We start from the raw sequence: 20311 nt of genomic DNA on the forward strand, positions 1-20311 counted from the left end.
CGCCATCATGCCGTGAGTCGATATTATGCTGGCATATCGGATATTCGCGGCATCATCATCCACACGGACCCTTTCCGGCGTCAATGGATTGGGCATACGGCATTTGGCTGCTATCATAAGGCGTCTGTCAATAGAGTGAGGAATGGTTTTGAGCGCAGGACGCCTGAACAAAAATAGCCTGGGTATTGCGGTGCTGTTATGCACAGGGCTGCTGCTGGCGGGGTGTTCCAGTAATTCCGGCTCAGGAACGTATTCCGGCTCCGTCTATACCGTTAAGCGCGGCGATACGTTGTATCGTATATCGCGCGCTACGGGAACCAGCGTGAAAGAACTGGCCCGACTGAATGGCATTTCTCCGCCTTATACTATTGAGGTGGGGCAGCGAATTAAAGTGCGCGGCAGCGCAAAGAGTAGCAGTTCAACACGCAAAACCAGCAATAAAACAGCAACAAAAACTGCTGCGGTCAGACCGTCATCTTCGGTGCCAAAATCCTCCTGGCCGCCGGTGGGGCAGCGTTGTTGGGTATGGCCTGCTAACGGTAAAGTGATTTTACCTTATTCCACCGCGGAGGGCGGAAATAAGGGGATCGATATTGCGGGCGCGCGCGGAACGCCTGTTTATGCGGCGGGAGCGGGTAAAGTTGTCTATGTCGGGAACCAGCTGCGCGGTTACGGCAATCTCATCATGATTAAGCACAATGAAGATTACATTACGGCTTACGCTCATAATGACACCATGCTGGTTAATAATGGACAAAGCGTTAAAGCGGGGCAAAAAATCGCTACGATGGGCAGCACGGATGCCGCATCCGTAAGACTACACTTCCAGATTCGCTACCGGGCGACGGCCATCGATCCGCTGCGTTATCTGCCGCCGCAGGGGAGTAAACCGAAGTGCTGACGGCGAATTAATCGCCAGTCAGCCAGTAAGTCTCTTGCCAACCAGAGCGTAAGGTTTATAATGCTTTACGCATCTCAAAGCGGGCGTAGTTCAATGGTAGAACGAGAGCTTCCCAAGCTCTATACGAGGGTTCGATTCCCTTCGCCCGCTCCAGACAAATATCTTCTAGTATTTACTAAATCCACGAATTTACAGCAATTTTCCGTGTCGGCCCCACAGTACACAGGGTTTCAATACCTATGTCGGACGGCTATTATCAGCTGGCGACTCCGGTAATGACTTTATCATTCAGCCCGCAGCACAACGATGCCCGGTCTGGAATGCATGTATTCCATAAACGGTGTGTCCACCACTTTTCTGTTTGCGGCCAATGAGGAGGCGTTCCTGAACCACACCTGTTCATCATGGCGAACTACGATACCCACATGTGAAACGTCCAGCCCGTCAAGCGGGGAGTAGACACCGATATAATCCCCGTTTTTTAGGTGGTTCATGACCTGCTGGTTGATGGCTCTTCCGGGAATGTAATTTATTTTACGAGGATGGATGCCCAGACCAGGAATGTACTCGCCGCCATCAGGTTTATGGTTAAGCTGCTTGTCAACAACGACATAATCAGGGCTGATATCCGGCGTTACATCCCGTGCATTACGCGGTGCTGCGGCGAACCAGTCAGAGAAGAAGTGCCGGCGGCTGAGATAAGCAACTTTGCCCGCGGCGTAGCGAGTCCTGGCAAGATTATGCAGAAACGATTTCTGATTATCGCTGCGGGCCAGGGCTTCAACGTAATCAGCCAGGGTAAAGCAGTCCACGCCGTTGAAATTCGCTACAAGGACTTCGGGGATGCCGGGCCCACCGATGAGCGTATCCGCCTGATAAGGTGTTCCGAGAAAAGCAGACGATACGCGGCTGATAACTTCTCCATGGTTTTCGCCTTTATAAGGAATGACATCCGACTGGATAATCCGGCTTATTTTTTCTGCCGTAACGCTGTCCATGCTGGTCTGATATTTTTCTGTGCCAGGGACGGCACAGGCCGTCAGATGCGCCGACATAAGCAAAATTGTCCATGCATTTACCTTCATTATCATCTCCGGAAAGGTTCAAATCCCTTTTTTACCTTTACCGGAAATGGTTGTGATGGATACAGAAAAACGCCAGAGGTTGATTACAGGTTGAGTAATATGAACGCTGATGATGATAAATGTGAAGATCATCATACGACTTTATTCGCCGTTGTTTTTTGCCTGATCGTCAAAGCCAACATGCCCCTTCAGGCTGGCTTATAAGTCAGAGTGTAGATTGCGACGTGTCCGATCAGCGATTCTGACGCGTCCACCTCAGTGTGGCGGTCGTCGCTGACGATCACTTTGACATGGAGAATTTTGTACTCACTGAATGTTCGAACCGGACCACCTCCCAAGAGGTGAAGGAATAGTCCATCAGACGGATTTCCTGTCGCGCGGTCTCAATTATCTTAAGAACAAGCTGGAGATCTGTACCTTCCGGATAAAATCCTGCCTCAATGATGGCTGCGTAAGTATGCGGTACTGGCGCACACCGAGCCAGACCGAGCAAACCGGGCAGAAGCCATGGGCACATATGTTTTTTATGCATTGTTTGCATGGTATTTCCTTCATTGGATGTATTCAGAAATGCCGGAGTCGGGGAAACTCGCTTTCCCCGATTGCCGGGGTTGGACAAGGATGCCCTGCGGAGTGCGCGTCATGTGACTGGATTATTTTTTCCTGTATATCTCTTTGACATATACATCGCCTCTACTCATAATGGATATACGCGTTGTATATCCAGAAAGGAGGCAGCTATGCACACAACACTTTTTTTTAGTAACCGGACCCAGGCAGTCAGATTGCCTAAATCGATATCCTTTCCGGATGATGTGAAACATGTCGAAATCATTGCGGTTGGTAGAAGCAGAATCATTACTCCAGTCGGAGAATCCTGGGACAGCTGGTTCGATGGCGAAGGCGCCAGTACTGATTTTATGAGTACCAGAGAACAACCCGCAGTACAGGAACGGGAAGGATTCTGATGCTGAAATTCATGCTTGATACCAATACCTGTATTTTCACCATCAAAAATAAGCCCGAACACATCAGAGAACGCTTCAACCTCAATACATCCCGAATGTGTATCAGCTCCATCACCTTAATGGAGCTGATTTACGGTGCTGAAAAAAGCCTGGCGCCGGAGCGTAATCTTGCCGTCGTGGAGGGATTTATCTCCCGCCTTGAGGTTCTGGATTACGATACACAGGCAGCGATACATACCGGTCAAATCCGTGCCGAACTGGCCCGCAAGGGAACACCTGTCGGGCCTTATGACCAGATGATTGCTGGCCATGCCCGTAGCCGCGGACTGGTCGTCGTCACAAACAATCTCCGCGAGTTTGAACGCATTCCGGGTATCCGAATCGAAGACTGGTGCTAATTTCTGCATCAGATGTTATCCCCGGATTCAAACTCTTTTCCGGATTTAGTGGCACAGTCAATTTGGTTACCTGCTTAATGGTGGTTTGCATCACATTTTTAGCTGGTGGTATTTTTTTATGTTGACTGGAGATATCTGCCAACAGCATAACTTTTACGGCCAGATAATAAATAAAAGAGTACCAAAATGTCGTATTCTGACATGTTTACGAAGGGAGTACCGCTCCCTTCTTTTTTTGTTTCCTGGATACTCACTGAACAATGCCGTTACTGCCCGATAACTGCCGCCCCCCCCTCTCCATAGCCGTTTCCTGCAACTTAAATCACAGACGTTGATTTACCAGGCCGATATGCCTTCTTTCCCGTTATATACCCTTCATACTTCAAGGTGCTTATGTGTTGGCAACGGATTACTCGGTCCATCCATGGGCCTCGCCCTGACGGGCCGTCGCACGCGACGTTCAAATCTGCTCCCAGCAGATTTGTTGCTCTCCCCGGTCACAGCGTTATCTATGCTCCCGGGGACTCACTCCCTTGCCGCCTTTCAGCAACTCAAATTATTTTTGGTATATATCAGTGAACTTCTATTTTTGTCAGTTTTTATTTTCCAGTTTATTTATTATTAAATACTGTTTCTGGCCTGGATATATTTTCGTGAATAGCCTCCCGACAGCCGGAGATAAAGGTATTTGCTGGCGTAACAGCGCTCATAAATTAAAAGATTTATTTATAGTTTGTTATCACGGAAAGATTTTAACTTAATACATGCCAGTAAGGCATCAGGTAAAAATAACCGGAGAGAAGAAGATGAACAAAATGCTATTAGCCGGAAGTGCCGGTATTGTTCTGCTGTCTGCTGCAGCCAGTCCGGTATGGGCAGACGATAATGCCAGTACATTTTCACTTGGATACGCCCAGTCCCATACTAATCACGCCGGGACGTTGCGTGGGGTACGGCTGGCAAACAACTATGAAATGTCACCGGACTGGGGGCTGACAACCTCATTTGCATGGCTAAATGGAAGCCAGCGCTATTCCGATGAAAGCAGTAATGGTCGTGTAACAACCCGTTATTACTCCCTGCTTGCAGGCCCCTCATGGAAAATAAATAACCAGTTAAGTCTGTATAGTCAAGTGGGCCCCGTATTATTGCATCAGCGTGATCACGGGATAAATGAGTCTGACAGTAAGGTCGGATATGGTTATTCTGCTGGCGTGGCTTATACCCCGGTCAGTAGTGTCGCTATAACTCTGGGTTATGAGGGAGCGGATTTTGATGCTACCTATAACAGCGGAAGCCTTAATAGCAATGGTTTTAATCTTGGCGTGGGTTACCGGTTCTGAATAGGATAATCCGATAAAAAATGTTACTTTGTGGAGATGATGGATTATGAAAAGCCATATTATGCCAGGCGTTGCGCTGATGGTTATCCTGTTTTCAGGAAATATTATGGCCGCAACAAACATGACTGATAACGTTACTCTGAATAATGACAAGATATCCGGACAGGCCTGGCAGGCCATGCGTGATATCGGAATGTCGCGATTCGAGTTGTTTAATGGTCGCACCCAAAAGGCGGAACAACTGGCTGCGCAAGCAGAAAAACTCCTGAACGATGACAGCACTGACTGGAATCTGTATGTCAAATCAGATAAAAAAGCCCCAGTTGAAGGAGACCACTATATTCGGATAAATTCATCGATTACGGTAGCAGAAGATTATCTCCCTGCGGGCCAGAAAAATGATGCTATTAATAAAGCAAACCAGAAAATGAAAGAAGGAGATAAAAAAGGAACTATAGAGGCCCTGAAACTAGCAGGCGTCAGTGTTATTGAAAATCAGGAACTCATTCCTCTTCAGCAAACCCGTAAGGATGTGACCACAGCGCTTTCCTTGATGAACGAAGGAAAATACTATCAGGCAGGTCTGTTACTGAAATCAGCTCAGGATGGCATAGTTGTAGACTCTCAGTCAGTTCAGGAATCACCCACGCACTCCGTGCAGCACGACGCCGCGCATTAATATCCCCCAGCCTGCTGTATACATTACAGCAGGCAGCATTATGTCTGACAGCTATTACCAGTTTGTTCTTTGCTGTCGGCATTGTTTTTAAATTTCATCCGCGAAGTTCAGAAATGTCAGGGTACCTGCATTTATATCTATTGTGATGCCCATCACAAATACAGAAGAATATCATTTCATTTATTATTTTTTATTCCTTCCACTTATGATGGTTCATAATGATTTATTAAGTTAATGTTTTGGAATTAAATGCCTTTTACTTGCGTTATATCCAGTTTTTTATGCTGCCAGTAATTTCATTGTTATATATGATTAGTATTATGTTTTGTAAATATCCAGTGTAATGGAAAAGCAAAACATACATTCCCGATAACATATTACAAAATATTTCATGTCCGCTGCGAATATCTGTCTGTTAGGTATTCACCCGCTTATAATTACATTAAAAAGTATTTCTTTGATGATTATTCTTAAATTACGATCATAATCATCGATCGTATCGATCTATTTTTATTGTTTTAATTTGAATAAGAATTTTCTTACAACTGATTAGGCATTAGCTGAAATCAATATTTTTCGATGGAAAGTTCAGGTGCTTCGTTTAACACCAGGCGTTTATTATTCATACGAATCTTTTCTGAACGCTTTCATTAATACCCTCAGAGTTGTTTTCAGCCTTTGCAAAATAATTCTCATTCACCCAAAGGACATATTATCTATGCGTAATAAAATAATACTTGCCATGGCGGCTGCCGGTATGATGTATGGTGCTTCTGTATTTGCCGCCGATACTACACCCACAGCAGGCCCGTTCGGCTCAGGTAAAATTCTTTTCACTGGTACCATCACCAACTCACCCTGTGATATCGCACCGGGCGACGATGCGATCACCGTTCCGTTTGGACAGATTTCTTACCGTAAACTGAATACCGCCAATGCAACCACGGACTCAAAACCGTTCACCATTCATCTGCAGAACTGCGCCTTCGATCCGAATGAAACTACAATAGCCGGCTCCGCAGGGAAAATGTCTAAAGTAACCGTCTCTTTCAGTGGCACAGCTGATACCTCAGGTAAAGCTTACGTCAGCACCGGCAGTGCCCAGCATGTTGGTGTGCAGCTTCTGAAAGGTGACAACACCTCACTGATTACACCCAATACCCCGATGCCGGATGGCGACGCCCAGCAACTGCAGGCCGGGAATAACGAACTCAACTTCTTTGCCCGCCTGATAGCCCTGACAGATGCCGCAACTCCTGGCGATGTTAACGCCTCCGTCACCTACACCCTGAAATACCTGTGATTTTACGCGGTAAATAACGACAGGGAGAAGCCGTCCACGGAGGGGATCGGACGGCTTTTATATCTGACTGTGCCTGCGGGCTGTCTGTTACACGGACGACAACACGAAAGCGCCATGCCATGAAAATTACCCGGCTTGCCATTCTGATTACCCTGACATTTTCCGTCCTGAAGTCGCAGGCCACGGAGTTCAATGCCAGCCTGCTGGACAGCGGGAACCTGTCTAACGTGGACCTCACGGCCTTCAGCCGCGAGGGGTATGTGGCGCCCGGTAACTATATTCTCGATATCTGGCTCAATGACCAGCCGGTACGGGAACAGTATCCGGTCAGGGTTGTACCGGTTGCCGGACGCGACGCGGCCGTCATCTGTGTGACAACAGACATGGTGGCCATGCTGGGTCTTAAGGATAAGATTATTCATGGCCTGAAACCCGTTACCGGTATCCCGGACGGGCAATGCCTTGAGCTGCGCTCCGCTGACAGTCAGGTACGGTACAGCGCTGAAAATCAGCGTCTGACCTTCATTATTCCCCAGGCCTGGATGCGTTATCAGGACCCGGACTGGGTGCCCCCTTCACGCTGGAGCGACGGCGTCACCGCCGGCCTGCTTGATTACAGCCTGATGGTCAACCGCTATATGCCGCAGCAGGGGGAAACCTCTACCAGCTACAGCCTCTACGGCACCGCCGGGTTTAATCTCGGCGCCTGGCGATTGCGGAGCGATTACCAGTACAGCCGTTTTGACAGTGGGCAGGGCGCATCACAGTCCGATTTTTATCTGCCGCAGACGTATCTGTTCCGTGCCTTGCCAGCACTGCGCTCAAAACTGACGCTCGGACAGACGTACCTCAGCTCCGCTATTTTTGACTCCTTCCGCTTTGCCGGGCTCACTTTGGCCAGCGATGAGCGCATGCTGCCGCCCTCTCTTCAGGGGTATGCCCCGAAAATTAGCGGCATTGCGAACAGTAATGCACAGGTCACCGTCAGCCAGAATGGTCGCATTCTGTACCAGACCCGGGTGTCGCCGGGGCCTTTTGAGCTTCCCGACCTGAGCCAGAATATCAGCGGCAACCTGGATGTCAGCGTCCGGGAAAGCGACGGTAGCGTCCGGACCTGGCAGGTCAACACGGCCAGCGTCCCCTTTATGGCACGCCAGGGACAGGTTCGCTATAAGGTGGCCGCCGGACGTCCGCTGTACGGCGGGACGCATAACAACAGCACGGTCAGCCCTGACTTTCTGCTCGGGGAGGCCACCTGGGGAGCATTTAACAACACGTCGCTGTACGGCGGCCTCATTGCCTCCACCGGCGACTACCGGTCCGCTGCGCTCGGGATAGGCCAGAATATGGGGCTGCTGGGTGCCCTGTCCGCGGACGTCACCCGTTCAGATGCGCGGCTGCCGCACGGGCAGAAGCAGTCCGGTTACAGCTACCGTATCAACTATGCCAAAACGTTTGATAAAACCGGCAGCACCCTGGCGTTCGTCGGATACCGGTTCTCGGACCGCCATTTTCTGTCCATGCCGGAATACCTGCAACGCCGGGCCACCGACGGCGGCGATGCGTGGCATGAAAAACAAAGCTACACCGTGACTTATAGCCAGTCCGTTCCGGTACTCAACATGAGCGCGGCCCTCTCGGTAAGCCGGCTCAATTACTGGAACGCACAGTCCAACAATAACTACATGCTCAGCCTCAACAAAGTGTTCAGTCTCGGCGACCTTCAGGGGCTTTCGGCCTCGGTGTCATTTGCCCGTAACCAGTACACCGGCGGGGGCAGCCAGAACCAGGTCTACGCCACCATCAGTATCCCGTGGGGCGACAGTCGCCAGGTGAGCTACAGCGTGCAGAAGGATAACCGGGGCGGCCTGCAGCAGAACGTGAATTACAGCGATTTCCATAACCCGGACACCACATGGAACATCAGTGCCGGTCATAACCGCTATGACACCGGCAGTAACAGCAACTTCAGCGGCAGCGTGCAGAGCCGTCTGCCGTGGGGCCAGGCGGCAGCGGACGCCACCCTGCAGCCCGGACAGTACCGCAGCCTGGGCCTGAGCTGGTACGGCTCGGTGACTGCCACCGCCCACGGTGCCGCTTTCAGCCAGTCGATGGCCGGGAATGAGCCCCGCATGATGATAGATACCGGAGACGTGGCCGGTGTGCCGGTGAACGGCAACAGCGGGGTGACCAACCGCTTCGGGGTGGGCGTGGTGAGCGCCGGCAGCAGCTACCGCCGCAGCGATATTTCGGTTGATGTGGCCGCCCTGCCGGAGGACGTGGACGTCAGCAGCTCCGTCATCAGTCAGGTACTGACGGAGGGCGCGGTGGGCTACCGGAAGATTGACGCCAGCCAGGGGGAGCAGGTGCTCGGTCATATCCGACTGGCTGATGGCGCCAGTCCGCCGTTTGGCGCCCTGGTGGTGTCCGGAAAAACCGGCAGAACCGCGGGGATGGTCGGAGATGGCGGTCTGGCCTACCTGACCGGACTCAGCGGGGAAGACCGCCGGACCCTGAACGTGTCCTGGGATGGCCGGGTGCAGTGCAGACTCACCCTGCCGGAAACGGTGACACTCAGCCGGGGGCCACTGTTACTGCCCTGCAGATAAAAATATCCCTGTCACAGAGCAGGACTAAAGGAGAAAACAGGTGAAAAACAGCAGAATAAGCCGTGTGATTTTACTCGCACTGGCGGCAGCATGGAGCCAGTGCAGCCCGGCGGCCGTCAATGTCGACCGGACCCGTATTATCATGGATGCGCCGCAGAAAACGGTGGCCATCACGCTGAATAACGATGACAAAACCACGCCGTTTCTGGCGCAGTCCTGGGTGACGGACGCTGACGGGGTGAGAACCGATGCGCTGATGGCGCTGCCGCCGCTGCAGCGTATTGATGCCGGACAGAAATCCCAGGTCCGTATCACCCAGGTTCGTGGGCTGACAGATAAGCTCCCTCAGGACAGGGAAACGCTGTTCTGGTTTAACGTGCGGGGCGTTCCCCCGAAGCCGGAAGACGACAACGTCCTGCAGCTGGCCATGCAGAGCCAGCTGAAACTGTTTTACCGTCCGAAAGCCATTATCAGAAGCAGCAATGACCAGCCGGAAAGAAAGCTGACCGCTGAGCGGAATGCGGGACACCTGACCCTCAGAAACCCGACGCCGTACTACATCACTGTGGCGTGGCTGGGAGCAGACCGTAGCCACAGGCTCAGCGGTTTCCGCGAGGGCGTGATGGTGCCGCCCCTGGGGAACCTGCCTTTAAAGGCTGTTCTGCCGGCAGAAACCCGGACGCTGTGGGTGGGGTATATTGATGATTACGGGGGACTGCAGATGAATCGCTACACCTGCGATGCCCTGAACTGCGCGTTTAAGGACGCAGGGGCGACATCATGACAGAATGGATTTTTAATCTGAAAACAAAACTGACCGTGCTGGTGATGATGTTGTGCTCTTTATGTGTGACTAAAGTGTATGCGGTTGAGCTAGGTATAAATGAATGTGCAGTCACTTCCGGTCAGAATATTAATTTAAGAAGTATAAATTTGACAACCGATGATTTTAAACCTGGCCCGGATTCGGTTATCTATACAATCAATCAGGATGCAGTTTTTAAATGTTACATGGGATATGACACGCAATTTCCACAGCTGGTATTTAATCAGGGCTACTTCAGTAAATTTACCAAGACACTAGATGCGATGGGACTTGGATTCAGAATGTCCATTAAAGAAACAGGAAATGCTTCAAGTGTTGTTTCGTTCTCCTGGGATGAAATAAAGAGTACTCAGTCAGGAAATGAGTTACGAAAAGAGTTTGGCACAAAACTACCTGTTGGGACTACAGAACGAAAAGTAAGGATAACACTGGATTTCTTATATACAAAAGCATATTCAGAGAGTAGTGCAGTTACAGCTTTTACGGGGATAAGTAATGTTTTAAATATTGTACCTTTTTCTTATTCTTTGAGACAAAACGGATTTGTTTTATCTGGTTTTAATGTGAGAATTCTCAGAAACGGATTGGGTAAAGTTGACATTGTTCCATTACAGGTCAACTTTGGGCATATTTATACGACTTATGAACCTTCACAGACCAGACAGGCAAATTTTACAGTGATCGCCACGCAGGTTTTACGACCGGCTATGGGACAGGAATTCACGATCCCTCTGGCCATCACCTTCGGGAAAGGTGCGCTGACACAGGATACCGGGCAAACTCTGAATCTTGTCAGTCTGGATGGCCCCAACAAAGGTCAGCCTAATGGACTCCGGCTTTCAATAAAAGATGATAAAGGAAAAGAGATTACTTTTGATAAACAAGAAGTACTGGGGGATATTACTATTACAGGAGCTGTCACCGGTAATGTGTCGAAGGTATATACCGCAGTAATAACCCCGACCCCGGGGGGAAGTGTAAAGACAGGAAAGTTTTCTGCTGCAATACCCGTTACTGTTACTTATAACTAACCGGCGATGGCAGATAATAAATATAAAAGAACTGACTGAGTTATCGGGGAACTAATCCCGAATAAACACACATTAATAATAAATACTATTTAAGAGTTGTTCTTCACCTCCGGGAAATCATTTACCCAGTTATGGAGAGGTTTTATGTGCCCTGATAATACACACGCAAAAAAGCAGTACCTTACCCCTGGTAACGATATTCATTATCCCGGACAAACCAACCATGATGCCTGTTTTATTCCGGTAAGTGTCCGCCAGTATGCCGACGAGCCCCTGTATATCATTGTGGCACACTGGTGCCTGTTGCAGCAGAACTGGGTTCAGCGTAACCAGATAGCAGAGGCGTTTCACATCACGGCCAGACGGGCCAGCTACCTGATTGCCTATCTGCGAAGCAAAACATCGCGGGTGGTCAGCATCTGCCGTCACCAGACCCTGCCTAATAAAGCACGACGCTATGAGATTTATGTTATCCGGGTTCTTGACAGTCCCACCCCGTCCACGTGCCGTGAAAAAGCCGGACCGCCGCTGGTATCAAAACGCCGGGTCGGTAATGGTGACAGGTCGATGGCAAATGAACTGTGGAACCGGCTGTGCAGTAACAGAAATGCGGGAAAGATCCTGAAAAAGAAGGAGGATGAGGATGACGGAACATAACCGGATGCCGGCCCGGCAGATTATCGTTTACGGTGACTGCTGGCCGGTGACGATCGCCGTGGCACACCTGGTCCGAAGATTTCTGCCGGGCTGCAACTGTGAAACCGCATACAGGCTGCCTGTTCTGTTGCAGCAATTACGTCGGAAACCGGAGGCCATACTGATACTGTGTCTGCGTCCCCGTGAACATCTCTTTTTGTTCTATTCCCTGAGACAGATACTGCCGGACTACCCGGTTATGATTATCAGCGATGAGCTGTTTTTCAGCGACCGGGTGGTACTGAAGGTATACGGCGGCATCCCGGCGCTGCTGGAGCAGGAACTGGCGGAGATACTTATTCGGTGGCGGCGGGATGAACAGTGGGCCGGGGGCGCACGCCTGCGCAGGACAGGAGGGCTGGACGCCTTTTTGTTATCTCCGGATCCGGTGACGGGCTTTCTGGAAGTGCCACCGATATTTAACAATCCGAAGCGGTTGATGAACTATATGGATCAGTTGATGCACCGGGAGATACTGGCATGCGGAGTGAGCCTGGCCCAGTTACGCTTGCTTCAGGAAGTTTACCGTGGACGAGGAAGGTTGTCAGCGTTGTGTGGAAGGCTGAATACACAGGAGAAGCAAATCTGGCAGGACAAATACCGGTTACTGGTGAAGCTGGGAATGCGGAACCGATTACGGGAACTGCTGTTTGGTACCCGGTTTTGTAAATCACTGCAGCGAACTCCGTTTATCGCTCCGCAATAACCCGCCTCCGGCGACCCTATCCAGAAACCCTGAAACGCCGGCTAAACCCGGTGGCGGTGGGGTATGTTTTGCCTGTGGTGTAGTGGAGTAAAATACAGAATTCAGGCGGGACGCTGAATGTATGGCCTTTCATACCGTTTGATAAGTAAAAACGCTTCTGGAATGAAACCCGACGTGAATGATACGGCCTGAGCAGAAGCGTTACATATTTACTGCATGATCCCGGTATAGCCATGAATTCCCATATACACGCCGACCAGACCAATCAGAATGCTCGAAAAATAGGGCGCCCGCCGGGCAAGCGTCGAAAAACCACTCCAGCGCTTTGCTGCCTGTTGAACGCTTATCGCCGCGCCAACGCCTACCGTCACCAGCGTTAATGCCAGGCCAAGACTAAAGCTCAGCACCATTGTGGCGCCCAGTGTAAACGCTTTAAGCTGGATACAAATCAGTAAAACGGTGATCGCAGCCGGACAGGGGATAAGCCCTCCGGTCAGGCCGAATAGCAGGATCTGTCCATTAGTCACTGTTTGACCATCAAAACGGCGTTGAATATCGGCAGCATGGGCGCGTTCATGGGCATCCTGATACGCTTTTGACGTTGCGCCTTCCGGATGTATGTGACCATGATGGTCATGGTCATGGTCATGGTCATGGTCATGGTCATGGTCATGGTCATGGTCGTGGTCGTGGTCGTGGTTGTGGTTGTGATGATGGTTTCCCGCCAGCCACTGCTGCTCGCCTCGCCATGTCCGCCAGAACATCCAGCACGCGGTGCTCAGAATAATAATCGCAGAAATTAACTGCAGCCATGGTTCCACTGATTGTGCGGTGAATGCCCGGCTAAGATACATCCCACCCAGCGCGATTAACCAGACGATCGCGGTATGAGAAAGCGTTGCTGCCAGACCGAGCATGACGGCCTGTTTAACCGTACCTTTAATGGCAATGATAAAAGCCGCCATCATAGTTTTGGAGTGCCCTGGTTCAAGCCCGTGCAAAATACCTAATAAAATGGCGCTGGGAATGAAGAACCAGCCGTTTCCTTGCTGAAGAAGTGTCGAAAATTCACCCATGAGAATGATTCTTAGTTGTTTTATGTGGGCGTCATTCTACTCCCCCCCAGTATGGAATACTACCCCCCAGTAGCATCGTAATGCTATAATTTGTATTCGTTAATGTTAGTGAGGTGTTGTAATGTCACATACCATCCGGGACAAACAAAAGCTTAAAGCCAGAACCAGCAAGATTCAGGGGCAGGTGATAGCGCTAAAAAAAATGCTGGATGAACCGCATGAATGCGCGGCCGTGTTACAACAGATCGCGGCGATTCGCGGCGCGGTAAATGGCTTAATGCGTGAGGTGATTAAAGGGCATCTGACCGAGCATATCGTTCATCAGAGTGATGAAGCCAGACGTGAAGAAGATCTGGACGTAATATTAAAGGTGCTGGATTCTTATATAAAATAGCCGGGAGTTATATCCCGGCTATCTTTTACTTTAGCCGAAAAACATCACCGATACGCAAAGTAAACCGACGACCAACGTAATGAAATTGCCTACTGAACGGTAGGGTTTCAATGCCGGTATCAGGTACGTTGACAACGTGGGCATAATAAACAGAATCATCGCAATGAGTGGGCCGCTAATAGCATAAATCATAGAGATGGCATTCGGGTTAATACAGCAAATAATAAACGTAATCCCGGAGACCAGCATGATAGACAGCGCGCGATTGAACGCCCGGCTTTTTTTCACGCCAACCTGCTGTAGGGTGGTTCTTACCATTTCGGTTGCGCCCTCAATGACGCCGAAATAGGTGCCGAGGAAAGATTTCGACATGGCCACGACGGCAACGATAATACCGGAAATAGAGAGCCAGGCCGGCGCATTGGGCATCATCGAGAGCGCGGAAAGGATGGTAACGCCTTCGTTGCGCGCGTCTTCAATGTATGACGGCGGAATGGAGAGCAGGCAGCTAAAGACAAAGAATAGCACGCTCAGGCAGATAATCAGATAGGCGACCTTCATGATCTTTTTGCATTTATCCATGGCCTGATCGCCAAAATTTTCCCGTCTGTCGATGGCAAACGTCGAAATAATGGGCGTATGGCTAAAAGCAAAAACCATCACCGGAATAGAAATCCATACCTGGTGCAACGTGTGACTATCCAAAGACATCTGCCCGGTCAGTAACGAGGGTTGCCAGCTTCCGGTTAAGTAGAGCGAAAGGAACAAGAAGTAAGCGATAAGTGGAAAGACTAAAAAGCCCATTACGCGAAGAGTGGCATGTCTTCCCATTAAGAAAATCATATTCAGGATAAGTACTACGCCGAAGCTAACTGCCATCCGGATGCGAATATCTATCTGAATATGCTTCGCTAATTGCTCTGTCAGGGAATTGGTAATCGCCACAGCATAAATTAATACCACGACAAAAAACGCAATGAAATAAAGCGTGGTAATAATACTGCCGATTTTCTTGCCGTAATAATGAGTAACGGCGCCAGTAATTCCCTCACCTGCAGAAGTCTTTGAGGAAAGAATAAACTGACACAGCGCCTTATGCGGCCAGTATGTTAGAGGCCAGGCGACCAGCGCGGTAATAAATAGCACGATTGCGCCTGCCGATCCCAACTGGATGGGAAGGAAAAGAGTGCCTGCGCCTACAGCCGTTCCGTATAATGCAAAACTCCAGAGAGTCTCATCTTTTGACCAAATTTTAGACATTATTTGAATTTATCAACTATAAAACACACAAAAAGAAGCGCAATTTACCATAAATAGCGTCAGTTGGGGGCGTTTTAAGCAGATGGATGTCGTGGAGGAGGGGGGCCGGGAGCGTTGCGATCCCGGCAAAAAAGAGCAATATCATGCACTAACGCGCTGTTGGCGGCGGGTCACTATTCGCTGGCGTAAAACATCGTATGCCCAGTTGTACAGCATCGTGTACGGCAAAAAGAACAGGAAGAAACCAATTTCCAGGGTGAATGCTTGTAGCAGGCTGACATTCAGTACCCAGGCGACAATACTCACGCCAATGACAATAAACCCACTTTCAAATCCTAACGCATGGAGTGCGCGCACTTTGGCGGTTCGTCTCACCTGATGCGCAGGCCACAGTCGATCAAACAGAGCGTTATAAATGATATTCCAGATCATGGCCGTCGTTGCCAGCAATATCGTCAGGCCGCCCATCTCCAGCACCGAGCGCTGCATTAGCCAGGCGGTCGTTGGCGCCAGTATCGCAGTCGCAATACCTTCAAAACAGACAGCATGGAAAATACGCTCCGGCAGCGAGCGACGTTGTATGGCGTCATGTTGCATAAACGAAAAAACCTTACTCTTAATCAAGCTAAAGAAATTTCCGCTATTTTATCGTTTAATGTGATACCTAAAAGATAACATCCATCGATAAAGTAGATAGGTTATGCGTTACTCACCTGAAGCGTTAATGGCATTTGTTGAGACCGTCTCTTGCGGTTCGTTTTCTGCGGCGGCGCGCCGCCTGCGTAAAAGCCAGTCCACCATTAGTACCGCCATTGCGCATCTGGAGGCGGATCTGGGATTTTCATTATTTGATCGATCATCGCGCCAGCCCGTTCTGACCGAAGAAGGAAAACGGGTGCTTAGCTATGTTCAGGCTATTTTATCGGCGAGCGACCGCCTGGATGAGGTGGCGCTGACGTTATCCGGCGAGACGGAGGCAAGGCTCACGTTCGTCCTCTCTGATACCCTGCACCCTGACAGTCTGGAAGAGTTAATGGCGCAGTTTGATCGTCAATTTCCGCATACCGAGTTTGAATGTTTGATCGGAGAAAATGATGATGTCATCGACCTGCTGCAAAAAGGGCGCGCCCAGATAGGTCTGATTGAAGCGCGTGATGACTATCCCACAGACATTGGCGCGACGCGTCTGCCTGTTCAAAGCTGGATGGGGGTTTATGTGGCGACCACGCATCCGTTGGCGTCGCAGACGAACCTGCAATGGGAACAACTGCATACCTGGCGCGAGCTGCGTCTGAATACCTACCTTGAATCTAATGCCAACATTACGCGCGGCCCGGCCTGGTCAGCGCCAAACTATTTATTACTGTTGAGCATGGCGGTTCAGGGATTTGGCTGGTGCGTATTGCCCTGCGCGCTGGTGGAAGAGTTTGCGGCGGAAAAACCGCTGGCCCAGCTGGAAGTTCCTGGCTGGCCGAGGGCGATTGCTATTGATTTGCTGTGGAACAAGAAGACGCCGCCCGGAACGGCAGGGAACTGGCTTCGCTACCATTTGCAGCAGAAATAAGCTGCGTCACCGTCAAATCAGCGTCATTTCCTTTGTGATAAAACTCACTTTTTTTAAACAATCAAGATAACTAATTTTAACAATGCTCTACTATGGCGGTGTCATTTTGCGCTGAGGTGGTAATGAAAGAGGTTGTGATAGTGGGGGCTTTACGGACACCCATCGGCTGTTTTCAGGGAACGCTGGCCCGTCATTCCGCCGTCGAGCTGGGGAGCATGGTCGTAAAAGCGTTAATTGAGCGCACCGGCGTGGACGCTAACGCTATCGATGAGGTCATCCTCGGTCAGGTGCTGACGGCTGGCGCCGGGCAGAATCCGGCGCGCCAGTCAGCCATCAAAGGAGGGCTGCCGACTACCGTTTCCGCCATTACTATTAATGACGTTTGTGGTTCCGGTTTAAAAGCGTTGCACCTGGCGACGCAGGCTATTCAGTGCGGCGAAGCGGACATTGTTATTGCGGGCGGGCAGGAGAATATGAGCCGTGCGCCGCATGTCCTCAATGACAGCCGTACCGGCGCGTTGCCTGATGCCGACAATCTGGTGGATAGTCTGGTACATGATGGCTTATGGGATGCCTTCAACGATTATCACATTGGCGTGACGGCAGAAAACCTGGCGCGGGAATATGGCATCAGCCGCGAGTTACAGGATGCTTATGCGCTCAGTTCGCAGCAAAAAGCCAGGGCCGCGATTGATACCGGGCGTTTTAAAGATGAGATTGTCCCCATCGTCACGCAACGTAATGGGCAGACCGCAATTGTCGATACGGATGAACAACCGCGGGCCGACGCCAGTGCGGAGGGGTTAGCCCTGCTGCATCCGGCGTTTGATAGTTTAGGTTCGGTGACGGCGGGTAATGCCTCCTCAATCAACGATGGCGCCGCCGCGGTGATGATGATGAGCGAGGCGAAAGCCCAGGCGCTGGGGCTGCCGGTGCTGGCGCGCATCCGCGCGTTTGCCAGCGTCGGCGTCGATCCTGCGCTAATGGGGATTGCGCCGGTATATGCTACCCGGCGCTGTCTGGAGCGTGCCGGCTGGCAACTGACGGAGGTCGACCTTATCGAAGCCAACGAAGCGTTTGCCGCCCAGGCGTTGTCGGTAGGAAAAATGCTGGAATGGGATGAGCGACGGGTAAACGTTAATGGCGGCGCGATTGCGCTGGGGCATCCCATTGGCGCTTCCGGCTGTCGAATTCTGGTTTCACTGGTGCACGAAATGGTTAAACGCGACGCGCGAAAAGGTCTGGCGACGCTGTGTATCGGTGGCGGCCAGGGCGTTGCTTTAACCATTGAACGCGACTGATCCTACGCCAGCCACCCTTTTCCTGCTTCAGTATTCCGTTATAAAAAGCCCTCTATCACGAGGGCAAAGCCAGTGACAGACCCCCCCTTTTTCGTTATAGCGCAGAACTTCTTGCCGCGTCGGGCATTGCAGACGCATACCGCTTTTAATTCAATTCGCACATCAGACCTCGTTCTAAAACAAGCTCCAATTTTTATCTGAGTAACCGCATACAGCATCTGGCGCACATGTCTGAAAATCAGACAAGTGCGTAAGTTTTAGCGCCGATCGTGATCGCTACAGCAGTTTTAAAAATAACCAACCATATAAATGAAACGTTGTTTTATTTATTGTTGAAAACCTTTATCCAGGCGACTATGATGCCGTTAAATAAAACAAAACAGTGTTTTGATTTTATGCCATTGCGATCGATTTATCATTGGAGGGAAAAGTGGACGTAAGGCAAAGCATCCATAGCGAGCACGCTAAAACGCTGGACACCCAGGCGCTGCGACGCGAGTTTTTAATAGAAAATATTTTTGTCGCTGATGAATATACGATGGTCTACAGCCATATCGACCGTATTATTGTCGGCGGCATTATGCCCGTCAGCCATTCTGTTGAAATCGGCGGAGAGGTGGGTAAACAGCTTGGCGTTTCCCGGTTACTGGACCGCCGCGAGCTGGGCGTCATTAATATTGGCGGCGCGGGCGCCATTATCGTTGACGGGCAGCGCCATGATATTGGTCATCGTGATGCTCTGTATATTGGTAAAGGGGCGAAAGAGCTGGTCTTCGTCAGCAATGAGGCGAGCAGACCGGCGAAGTTTTATTACAACTGCGCGCCAGCGCATACCGCTTATCCGACGAAAAAAGTGTCGCCTGCCGACGTTGCGCCCGTCACCTTAGGCGATAACCTCACCAGTAACCGTCGCACCATCAATAAATACTTCGTACCGGATGTACTGGAAACCTGTCAGCTCAGTATGGGACTCACCGAACTGGCGCCCGGTAATCTATGGAACACCATGCCATGCCATACCCATGAGCGCCGTATGGAAGTTTACCTCTATTTCAATATGGAAGAGGACAGTTGCGTTTTCCATATGATGGGGCAGCCTCAGGAAACCCGTCATATTGTGATGCGTAATGAACAGGCGGTTATTTCCCCAAGCTGGTCAATACATTCCGGCGTTGGCACCAAAGCCTATACGTTTATTTGGGGCATGGTGGGAGAAAATCAGGTCTTCGATGACATGGATCACGTTGCGGTACAAGATCTGCGCTAGTCGCGACCGGTGATAACGCCTGTGCGTGGCAGGCATGACAAAAATAAGGATTAACAATGATTTTGAATGCATTTTCTCTTGAAGGTAAAGTCGCGGTTGTGACGGGGTGCGATACCGGATTGGGGCAGGGGATGGCGTTAGGGCTGGCGGAAGCGGGCTGTGACATTGTCGGTATTAACATTGTTGAACCGACGGAAACTATTGCGCGCGTCACCGCTCTGGGACGTCGTTTTTTAAGCCTGACTGCCGATCTGCGCCAAATCGATGGTATTCCGGCGCTACTGGAACGGGCGGTGGCGGAATACGGTCATATTGATATTCTGGTGAATAACGCGGGTTTGATCCGTCGTGAAGATGCGATTGATTTCACGGAAAAAGACTGGGATGACGTTATGAACCTGAACATCAAGAGCGTGTTCTTTATGTCTCAGGCGGCGGCAAAACATTTTATTGCCCAGGGCAACGGCGGCAAAATTATTAATATCGCGTCTATGCTTTCCTTCCAGGGCGGCATTCGCGTTCCGTCTTATACCGCGTCGAAAAGCGGCGTAATGGGAATAACGCGTCTGATGGCGAACGAGTGGGCGAAACACAATATCAATGTAAACGCCATCGCGCCGGGCTATATGTCCACGAATAATACCCAGCAATTGCGCGCTGATGCACAACGTAGCGCCGAAATTCTTGACCGTATTCCGGCTGGACGTTGGGGGCTACCGGGCGATTTAATGGGGCCGGTAGTCTTCCTGGCATCCAGCGCCGCTGATTATATTAACGGCTATACCATAGCGGTAGATGGCGGTTGGCTGGCGCGTTAATCCGCTACTGACAAATGCGTTTCTGGGAAAATCGACGCTTTGGCCGAAAAAACTGATAAAGCCCTGTCCTCGTACAGGGTTTTTTT

The 20311-nt window shown here is 50.5% G+C and carries 21 protein-coding genes and 1 tRNA gene; 17 read left to right on the top strand and 5 right to left on the bottom strand.

Annotated features, from left to right (window positions below; genetic code table 11):
- Positions 1–142: 142 nt before the first annotated feature.
- Entirely contained in the window at positions 143–901 is a 759-nt protein-coding gene (gene actS, locus ACLJTG_RS07575; protein ID WP_000244328.1) for an amidase activator ActS, read from the top strand.
- Positions 902–980: 79 nt separating this feature from the next.
- A tRNA-Gly gene (locus tag ACLJTG_RS07580) sits at positions 981–1054 on the top strand.
- A 131-nt stretch (positions 1055–1185) separates the two neighbouring features.
- Here ACLJTG_RS07580 and ACLJTG_RS07585 read toward each other — a convergent pair.
- A complete protein-coding gene (locus ACLJTG_RS07585; protein ID WP_010989071.1) occupies positions 1186–1992 on the bottom strand; it encodes a DUF1460 domain-containing protein in 807 nt (268 codons plus the stop codon).
- Between the two features lie 274 nt (positions 1993–2266).
- Entirely contained in the window at positions 2267–2518 is a 252-nt protein-coding gene (locus tag ACLJTG_RS07590; RefSeq protein WP_001540858.1) for a hypothetical protein, read from the bottom strand.
- Positions 2519–2726: 208 nt separating this feature from the next.
- Here ACLJTG_RS07590 and vapB point away from each other — a divergent pair, with 208 nt between their 5' ends.
- From vapB to ACLJTG_RS07640, 10 genes are all read left to right on the top strand, one after another.
- Positions 2727–2954: a toxin-antitoxin system antitoxin VapB gene (gene vapB / locus ACLJTG_RS07595; protein ID WP_000557545.1), complete on the top strand. Its 228-nt coding sequence runs from the start codon at positions 2727–2729 to the stop codon at positions 2952–2954.
- Entirely contained in the window at positions 2954–3352 is a 399-nt protein-coding gene (vapC, locus tag ACLJTG_RS07600; protein WP_000911337.1) for a tRNA(fMet)-specific endonuclease VapC, read from the top strand. Before vapB ends, vapC begins: the two co-directional genes overlap by 1 nt.
- An 806-nt stretch (positions 3353–4158) precedes the next feature.
- Entirely contained in the window at positions 4159–4695 is a 537-nt protein-coding gene (locus ACLJTG_RS07605; protein WP_079951098.1) for an STM3031 family outer membrane protein, read from the top strand.
- A 46-nt stretch (positions 4696–4741) separates the two neighbouring features.
- Positions 4742–5374 (top strand): YfdX family protein, encoded by a 633-nt coding sequence (locus ACLJTG_RS07610; RefSeq protein ID WP_000835265.1) that lies wholly within the window; start codon positions 4742–4744, stop codon positions 5372–5374.
- Positions 5375–6092: 718 nt separating this feature from the next.
- The gene (locus tag ACLJTG_RS07615; RefSeq protein WP_001244638.1) at positions 6093–6677 is read left to right on the top strand and encodes a fimbrial protein; all 585 of its coding nucleotides are present in this window, start codon (positions 6093–6095) and stop codon (positions 6675–6677) included.
- 119 nt (positions 6678–6796) lie between these two features.
- Positions 6797–9286: a fimbrial outer membrane usher protein StdB gene (stdB, locus tag ACLJTG_RS07620; protein WP_198898176.1), complete on the top strand. Its 2490-nt coding sequence runs from the start codon at positions 6797–6799 to the stop codon at positions 9284–9286.
- A gap of 40 nt (positions 9287–9326) precedes the next feature.
- Entirely contained in the window at positions 9327–10070 is a 744-nt protein-coding gene (gene stdC / locus ACLJTG_RS07625; protein WP_024792619.1) for a fimbrial biogenesis chaperone StdC, read from the top strand.
- On the top strand, positions 10067–11143 hold the full coding sequence (locus ACLJTG_RS07630; RefSeq protein ID WP_021000747.1) for a fimbrial protein: 1077 nt from the start codon (positions 10067–10069) through the stop codon (positions 11141–11143). The genes stdC and ACLJTG_RS07630 overlap by 4 nt, the downstream gene beginning before the upstream one ends.
- A gap of 144 nt (positions 11144–11287) precedes the next feature.
- Positions 11288–11800 carry a CaiF/GrlA family transcriptional regulator gene (locus tag ACLJTG_RS07635; protein ID WP_021000746.1) on the top strand — a complete coding sequence of 171 codons (513 nt, stop codon included), beginning with the start codon at positions 11288–11290 and terminating at the stop codon, positions 11798–11800.
- On the top strand, positions 11787–12545 hold the full coding sequence (locus ACLJTG_RS07640; protein ID WP_000134795.1) for a transcriptional regulator: 759 nt from the start codon (positions 11787–11789) through the stop codon (positions 12543–12545). The genes ACLJTG_RS07635 and ACLJTG_RS07640 overlap by 14 nt, the downstream gene beginning before the upstream one ends.
- A 209-nt stretch (positions 12546–12754) precedes the next feature.
- Here the strand turns inward: ACLJTG_RS07640 and ACLJTG_RS07645 are convergent, their stop codons facing one another.
- Positions 12755–13621, bottom strand: coding sequence for a nickel/cobalt efflux protein RcnA (locus ACLJTG_RS07645; protein ID WP_058644933.1), 867 nt, complete (start codon positions 13619–13621; stop codon positions 12755–12757).
- Between the two features lie 121 nt (positions 13622–13742).
- On the opposite strand from ACLJTG_RS07645, the gene rcnR reads away from it, so the two are divergent.
- On the top strand, positions 13743–14015 hold the full coding sequence (gene rcnR, locus ACLJTG_RS07650) for a Ni(II)/Co(II)-binding transcriptional repressor RcnR (RefSeq protein ID WP_000019953.1): 273 nt from the start codon (positions 13743–13745) through the stop codon (positions 14013–14015).
- A gap of 30 nt (positions 14016–14045) precedes the next feature.
- On the opposite strand, the gene ACLJTG_RS07655 is transcribed toward rcnR, so the two are convergent.
- The gene (locus ACLJTG_RS07655) at positions 14046–15275 is read right to left on the bottom strand and encodes an amino acid permease (protein WP_000036837.1); all 1230 of its coding nucleotides are present in this window, start codon (positions 15273–15275) and stop codon (positions 14046–14048) included.
- A gap of 141 nt (positions 15276–15416) precedes the next feature.
- Positions 15417–15872, bottom strand: a complete 456-nt coding sequence (locus ACLJTG_RS07660; RefSeq protein WP_001519547.1) for a multidrug/biocide efflux PACE transporter — start codon at positions 15870–15872, stop codon at positions 15417–15419.
- Between the two features lie 103 nt (positions 15873–15975).
- On the opposite strand from ACLJTG_RS07660, the gene ACLJTG_RS07665 reads away from it, so the two are divergent.
- The 4 genes from ACLJTG_RS07665 (at position 15976) to kduD (ending at position 20225) form a co-directional block, all read left to right on the top strand.
- Positions 15976–16839 carry a LysR family transcriptional regulator gene (locus ACLJTG_RS07665; RefSeq protein WP_001270774.1) on the top strand — a complete coding sequence of 288 codons (864 nt, stop codon included), beginning with the start codon at positions 15976–15978 and terminating at the stop codon, positions 16837–16839.
- A 122-nt stretch (positions 16840–16961) separates the two neighbouring features.
- Positions 16962–18140 carry an acetyl-CoA C-acetyltransferase gene (locus ACLJTG_RS07670; protein ID WP_000665980.1) on the top strand — a complete coding sequence of 393 codons (1179 nt, stop codon included), beginning with the start codon at positions 16962–16964 and terminating at the stop codon, positions 18138–18140.
- A gap of 430 nt (positions 18141–18570) precedes the next feature.
- The gene (gene kduI, locus ACLJTG_RS07675) at positions 18571–19407 is read left to right on the top strand and encodes a 5-dehydro-4-deoxy-D-glucuronate isomerase (protein WP_000383274.1); all 837 of its coding nucleotides are present in this window, start codon (positions 18571–18573) and stop codon (positions 19405–19407) included.
- A gap of 56 nt (positions 19408–19463) precedes the next feature.
- A complete protein-coding gene (gene kduD, locus ACLJTG_RS07680) occupies positions 19464–20225 on the top strand; it encodes a 2-dehydro-3-deoxy-D-gluconate 5-dehydrogenase KduD (protein ID WP_000602490.1) in 762 nt (253 codons plus the stop codon).
- The last annotated feature ends 86 nt before the right edge of the window (positions 20226–20311 follow it).

This window comes from Salmonella sp. SAL00672 (genome assembly GCF_046552175.1).
GTDB classification, from domain to species: domain Bacteria; phylum Pseudomonadota; class Gammaproteobacteria; order Enterobacterales; family Enterobacteriaceae; genus Salmonella; species Salmonella enterica.